The sequence below is a fragment of the Kribbia dieselivorans NBRC 106261 genome, from assembly GCF_001552435.1.
Taxonomy (GTDB): domain Bacteria; phylum Actinomycetota; class Actinomycetes; order Actinomycetales; family Dermatophilaceae; genus Kribbia; species Kribbia dieselivorans.
The window spans coordinates 1-5096 of sequence record NZ_BCRE01000111.1 but is presented as its reverse complement, the minus strand read 5'-3'; the positions used below and the strand labels follow the sequence as shown (position 1 = coordinate 5096).

The following is a 5096-nucleotide window of genomic DNA, read 5'->3' as shown; positions in this document are numbered from 1 at the left end:
CGCCGAGGACGTCGCCCTCCCGGTCGACCCACTGCGCGCCCGCGCCGGAGTCTGGCTCGACCCGGCCCGCCGCATCTCCGGAGTGGCCGACAGCCGCGGCCGCACGCGGCGGGTCTTCCGGCTCGACGAGATCATGCCGAGCTGGCAGTTCGTCATCGAGGCCGCGACGGCCGTGCCCGCCACCGGCGCCAAGCTCAGCCCGTCCCTGCCGCACGACGCTCCGCCGCTGGGCACCGAGGCGCAGTGGACCTCATGGCGCGGCGAGGTGCTCGAATGCGTCGTCTGGTGGGGGCCGTTGGTGCACCGCGCCGGGCGCACCGCGCAACTGCTCAGCCCAGACCGCTCTCCCGTCGTGGTCGACGAAACCATGGCCGAGGACGACCCACCGACCACCCGGTCGCACACGGCGCTGGGCCCCTGGTTGTACGAGTCCGATCGGGCCGTCACGCGCGCCGGGCTGCTGGGGGCGCTCACCGCCGCGACCGGGGGCACGGAGATCGAGGCAGGGCTGGGGTACGTCACGGCCGAACGTGAGGTCGACGTGCCGTTCGCCCGACGGTTCCGCGTACTCGAGGCGATGCCGTACAACGTCAAGGTGCTGCGCGGGTGGCTGCGCGAGCGTCACATCACCGACCTGACGATCAAGAAGCGCGGCCTGCGCCTGGACGAGGAGCAGTTGCGCCGCCAGTTGCGCGTGGGTCGCACCGCCGGCGACGGTGAATCGGCGACCGTGCTGCTCACCCGAGTCGCCGGAGAACCGATGGCCATCATCGTCGAACGCGCCGGCTGACCCGATCGACCGGTCGCAATCCGGATCGGGCGGACCGAACGGGGTTAGGCTCGAGTAATGCAGTTTCGCGCATCGGGCACGGCCCGGGTGGTGGCCGTGGGCGCCGCACTTTCGATCACCCTGGCCGGGTGTGGCGTGGGCGGTTCGGTGGCGGAGCCCGGTGTCTCACCGGCGCCGACGACGCTCCCCTCGAGTTCGAGCGCGGGTTCGGTGACGACCTCCCCGACTGCCACGAGCGCGTCCTCCGAGATCGAGGCGACGACTCCCGTGACGTGCGTGTCGAAGACGCTCTCGGGCCTGAGCGCCGACCAGCGCGCCGGCCAGTTGCTCATGATCGCCGTCCAGACGACGACCCAGTCGAGCGCGAAGCAGCAGATCGGCCAGTACCACGTCGGCAACGTCATCTTCCTCGGCGGCTGGCGCGACCGGGCACCGATCAAGGCCGTCGCCACCGGGTTGCAGGCCCAGGCCGGCCCGAACGCCACCCGCAACGTCAAGCTCATCGTCGCCGCCGATCAAGAGGGCGGCGCGGTCCAGCAACTCAAGGGCAGCGGGTTCTCGACCATGCCCACCGCGCTCCAGCAGGGGCGTCTGAGTGACGCGACCCTGCGCCGCTCCGCCCATACGTGGGGATCGCAGCTGCGCGCCGCCGGGGTCAACACCAACCTCGCGCCGGTCAGCGACACCGTGCCGGCCTCGCTCGGCACACGCAACGGGCCGATCGGGCGGTGGGACCGGCAGTACTCGTCCAACCCGACCGTCGTCGGCCAGAAGACCGGCGCCTTCATCCACGGCATGCGCGACGCCGGGGTGACCACGTCGATCAAGCACTTCCCCGGCATCGGGCGGATCATCGGCAACACCGACCACACCGCCTCCGGGATCGTCGACACGACCACCACGCGCACCGACCCGTACCTCGCGCCTTTCCGCGCCGGGATGAAGGCCGGAACCGGGATGGTCATGGTCTCGACCGCGACGTACACGAAGATCGATCGCAGACATGCGGCGGCGTTCTCGCGCCCGATCGTCACCGACCTGTTGCGCGGCAATCTGGGGTGGCGCGGCGTGGTCATCACCGACGACGTCGGCGCCGCGGCGTCGGTGCAGAACGTGCCGGTGGGCGCGCGGGCGACGCGCTTCATCGACGCCGGCGGAGACATCGTGCTCACCGCTGATCTCACCACGACCGGCACGATGCAGCGGGCCATCGTCGCGCGCTACCGCACCAACACGACGTTCCGAAAGCGCGCCAACACGTCGGTGCGCCGCGTCCTCACGCTGAAGGATCGGATGGGGCTGCTGCCCTGCTCGCGGTGACCGGATAGAAGGCCGCGATGAGCAGCGCTCCGATCCCGGCGCCGACGAACTGGGCGACAATGAAGGCGGCCACGCTGGCCGGGGCGATGCCGGAGAACGAATCGGTGATCGACCGGCCGATCGTCACGGCGGGATTCGCGAACGACGTCGAGGACGTGAAGAAGTAGGCCGCGCCGATCCACGTCGGCACCAGGGCGGGGCCGAGGTGCCCCTGGCCGCTGCGGGTCAGTGCGCCGATGAGCGCGATGAGCCCCGCGGTGGCGACGACCTCGCCGAGCCACAGGCCGCTGCCGACGCGGTCGCGCGTCGAGGCGGTCACGGCCGGCAGACCGAACATCAGGTGGGCGAGCACGGCTCCGAGCAGCCCGCCGACGATCTGACCGGCGACGAACAGGCCGGCCTCGGCCCACGGCAGTTCGCGGCGACCGGCGGCGACGACCGTGACGCACGGGTTGAAGTGCGCGCCGGAGATCGGACCGAGCGACCAGATGAGCACCGCGAGGGCGGCCACGGTGGCGAGGGCGTTGATGAGGAGCTGCACGCCCACATCGGGGGTCAGGCGGGTGGCCATGATGCCCGAGCCGACGACGGCGGCGACGAGTCCGCCGGTGCCAATGAACTCGGCTCCGAGACGCCGGAGTCGAGTGGCGGTCGCCGTCACGGTCGGGGCGCCGGCGTTCAGCAGCACGGCGATGCGTCGATGACCGGCAGGTCGAGGTACGCCCGCACGGCAGTCAACGCCTCCGGCTGCACGGTCCAGTGCACCCAGCGGCCGCGCTTCTCGCGGCTGACCAGCCCGGCATCGTGGAGTTTGCGCATGTGGAACGACAGTGTCGGCTGGGTGATGCCCAAGGCGTCGGGCATATGGCACGCACAGGCAGTCCCGGCCTGTGACTGCGCGAGGTAGCCCAGCAGTCGCACCCGGGTTGGGTCGGCGAGCGCCTTGAAGACGTCGGCGAGCTTCTCGGCCTGCTCGGCGGGCAGCAGCGCGCTCTCACTCCCGGCGCAGCAGACCTCGGCCTCCGCGGTCGCTGGGTGGTCCTGGGTCGTCGTCACCCGATCACCCTAACCCAACACATTGACAATTCTCCATACGTCGGGTTTGACTCGATGCCATGACCAACTCGCGTCCCTCCGTGTTGTACGTCTGTGTCCACAACGCCGGCCGCTCCCAGATGGCCGCCGCCTACACCCGAGTCCTCTCCGACGGCGCCGTGGAGGTGCGCTCCGCCGGCTCTGCGCCGGCCGAGTCGATCAACCCGGCGGTGCGCGAGGCGCTGCTCGAGGACGGCATCGACATCTCCGCCGAGACGCCGAAGATTCTGACGAATGCGGCCGTCGAGGCCTCCGACGTCGTCATCACCATGGGTTGCGGCGACGCCTGCCCGATCTACCCGGGCAAGACGTATCAGGACTGGGAGCTCGACGACCCGGCCGGTCAGGGCGTCGAGGCGGTCCGGCCGATCCGCGACGACATCAAGGTGCGCGTGCGCGGATTGCTCAGCGAGCTGGGCGTCGAGGCGGTCGACGCGGCACGCTGACGCTCAATGGCTGACGGTCAGTGCGCGTGATCGTGGTCGACCGTCACCGGTAGGCCCGACTGCACGTCGGTGACCGGCATCGACGAATCCGCCGGCAGCGACAAATCGCTGGCGGGCCGGCCCTTGAGCATCATCTGCGCGCCGAGCGACGCGACCATCGCCCCATTGTCGGTGCACAGCGCACGTCGCGGCACGCGCAGCGCGATCCCGGCGGCGTCGCAGCGCTCCTGGGCCATCGCCCGCAGCCGCGAGTTCGCGGCCACTCCCCCACCGATCTGCAGCGCCGCGACGTCGTACTCACGGCACGCGTCGATCGCCTTGCGGGTGAGCACGTCGGTGACGGCCTCCTGGAACGACGCGGCGACGTCGGCGACGGGCACGTCCGCGCCGGCGACCCGGCGGCTCTCCACCCACCGCGCGACGGCCGTCTTCAGGCCCGAGAAGGAGAAGTCGAACCGGTGCCGTTCGAGGTCGCGCCGGGTGGACAGGCCGCGCGGGAAGTCGATGGTGATCTGACCGTCCTGGGCAGCACGGTCGATGTGCGGCCCGCCGGGGAATCCCAGGCCGAGCACGCGCGCGACCTTGTCGAACGCTTCTCCGGCCGCGTCGTCGATCGTTGAGCCGAGCGAGCGGATGTCGTGGGTGACATCGGGCACGAGCAGGAGCGACGAATGCCCACCGGAGACGAGCATCGCCACCGTCGGTTCGGGCAGCGGGCCGTGCTCGACGATGTCGACCGCGACGTGGCTGGCGAGGTGGTTGACGCCGTACAGCGGCAGCCCGAGCGCGAGCGCGAGCGCCTTGGCCGCGGCGACGCCGACCATGAGCGAGCCGGCCAGGCCCGGTCCTGAGGTCACGGCGATCCCGTCGAGGTCGGTCAGGGCCACTCCGGAGTCGCGTGCGGCGCGTTCGAGGGTCGGGATCATCTCCTCGAGGTGGGCCCGGCTGGCGACCTCGGGCACGACTCCGCCGAAGCGGGCATGTTCGTCGACGCTGCTGGCGACGGCGTCGACGAGGAGCTCCTCACCGCGGACGATGCCGATGCCTGTTTCATCGCAGGAGGTCTCGATGCCCAGAACGAGCGGTTGGCTGATCGACGTGGTCATGCGGGGGTGTCCTTCGTCGGGGTCGGGCGCAGGTCGAGGCGCAGGATGAGCGCGTCGACGTCCCCGGGTTGGTAGTAGCGGCGGCGCGTCTGGAGGTGGGTGAAACCGCGCGAGCGGTACAGGCCCAGCGCCGGGTCGTTGTCGGCGCGGACCTCGAGCATGAGGTGATCGGCGCCCCCGTCGCGGGCGCGGGTGATGAGTTCGTCGAGCAGGACCCGGCCCAGTCCGCGACCGCGGGCGGCCGGCGCGGTGACGATGGTCATGACGTCGGCGACCTCGCCGCCGTGATCGAGCCCCGCGTACCCGAGGATTCCTGCGCGGTGCTCCCCCTCCTCACGG

The 5096-nt window shown here is 71.1% G+C and carries 7 protein-coding genes; 3 read left to right on the top strand and 4 right to left on the bottom strand.

All coding sequences use genetic code 11. The features are described from left to right. Together KD1_RS16840 and KD1_RS09990 are read left to right on the top strand one after the other, a co-directional pair. The coding region (locus KD1_RS16840; protein WP_441768673.1) for a THUMP-like domain-containing protein at positions 1-790 on the top strand (790 nt) is incomplete at its 5' end. A gap of 57 nt (positions 791-847) precedes the next feature. Further along, on the top strand, positions 848-2110 hold the full coding sequence (locus KD1_RS09990; protein ID WP_245627356.1) for a glycoside hydrolase family 3 N-terminal domain-containing protein: 1263 nt from the start codon (positions 848-850) through the stop codon (positions 2108-2110). On the opposite strand, the gene KD1_RS09985 is transcribed toward KD1_RS09990, so the two are convergent. Together KD1_RS09985 and KD1_RS09980 are read right to left on the bottom strand one after the other, a co-directional pair. Then, positions 2067-2798 (bottom strand): aquaporin, encoded by a 732-nt coding sequence (locus KD1_RS09985; RefSeq protein WP_245627355.1) that lies wholly within the window; start codon positions 2796-2798, stop codon positions 2067-2069. The two genes, KD1_RS09990 and KD1_RS09985, sit on opposite strands and share 44 nt — an antisense overlap. Beyond that, complete coding sequence (locus tag KD1_RS09980; protein WP_068401310.1) at positions 2789-3166, bottom strand: ArsR/SmtB family transcription factor; 378 nt, start codon at positions 3164-3166, stop codon at positions 2789-2791. Before KD1_RS09980 ends, KD1_RS09985 begins: the two co-directional genes overlap by 10 nt. Before the next feature lie 59 nt (positions 3167-3225). Between KD1_RS09980 and KD1_RS09975 the strand changes: the two genes are divergently transcribed. Beyond that, a complete protein-coding gene (locus KD1_RS09975) occupies positions 3226-3651 on the top strand; it encodes an arsenate reductase ArsC (RefSeq protein WP_068401307.1) in 426 nt (141 codons plus the stop codon). Positions 3652-3668: 17 nt separating this feature from the next. Here the strand turns inward: KD1_RS09975 and tsaD are convergent, their stop codons facing one another. Then, positions 3669-4757 carry a tRNA (adenosine(37)-N6)-threonylcarbamoyltransferase complex transferase subunit TsaD gene (gene tsaD / locus KD1_RS09970; RefSeq protein ID WP_068401305.1) on the bottom strand — a complete coding sequence of 363 codons (1089 nt, stop codon included), beginning with the start codon at positions 4755-4757 and terminating at the stop codon, positions 3669-3671. Next, positions 4754-5096: GNAT family N-acetyltransferase (locus tag KD1_RS09965; RefSeq protein WP_157073282.1), on the bottom strand; the 343-nt coding region annotated here is incomplete at its 5' end. The genes tsaD and KD1_RS09965, both read right to left, overlap by 4 nt.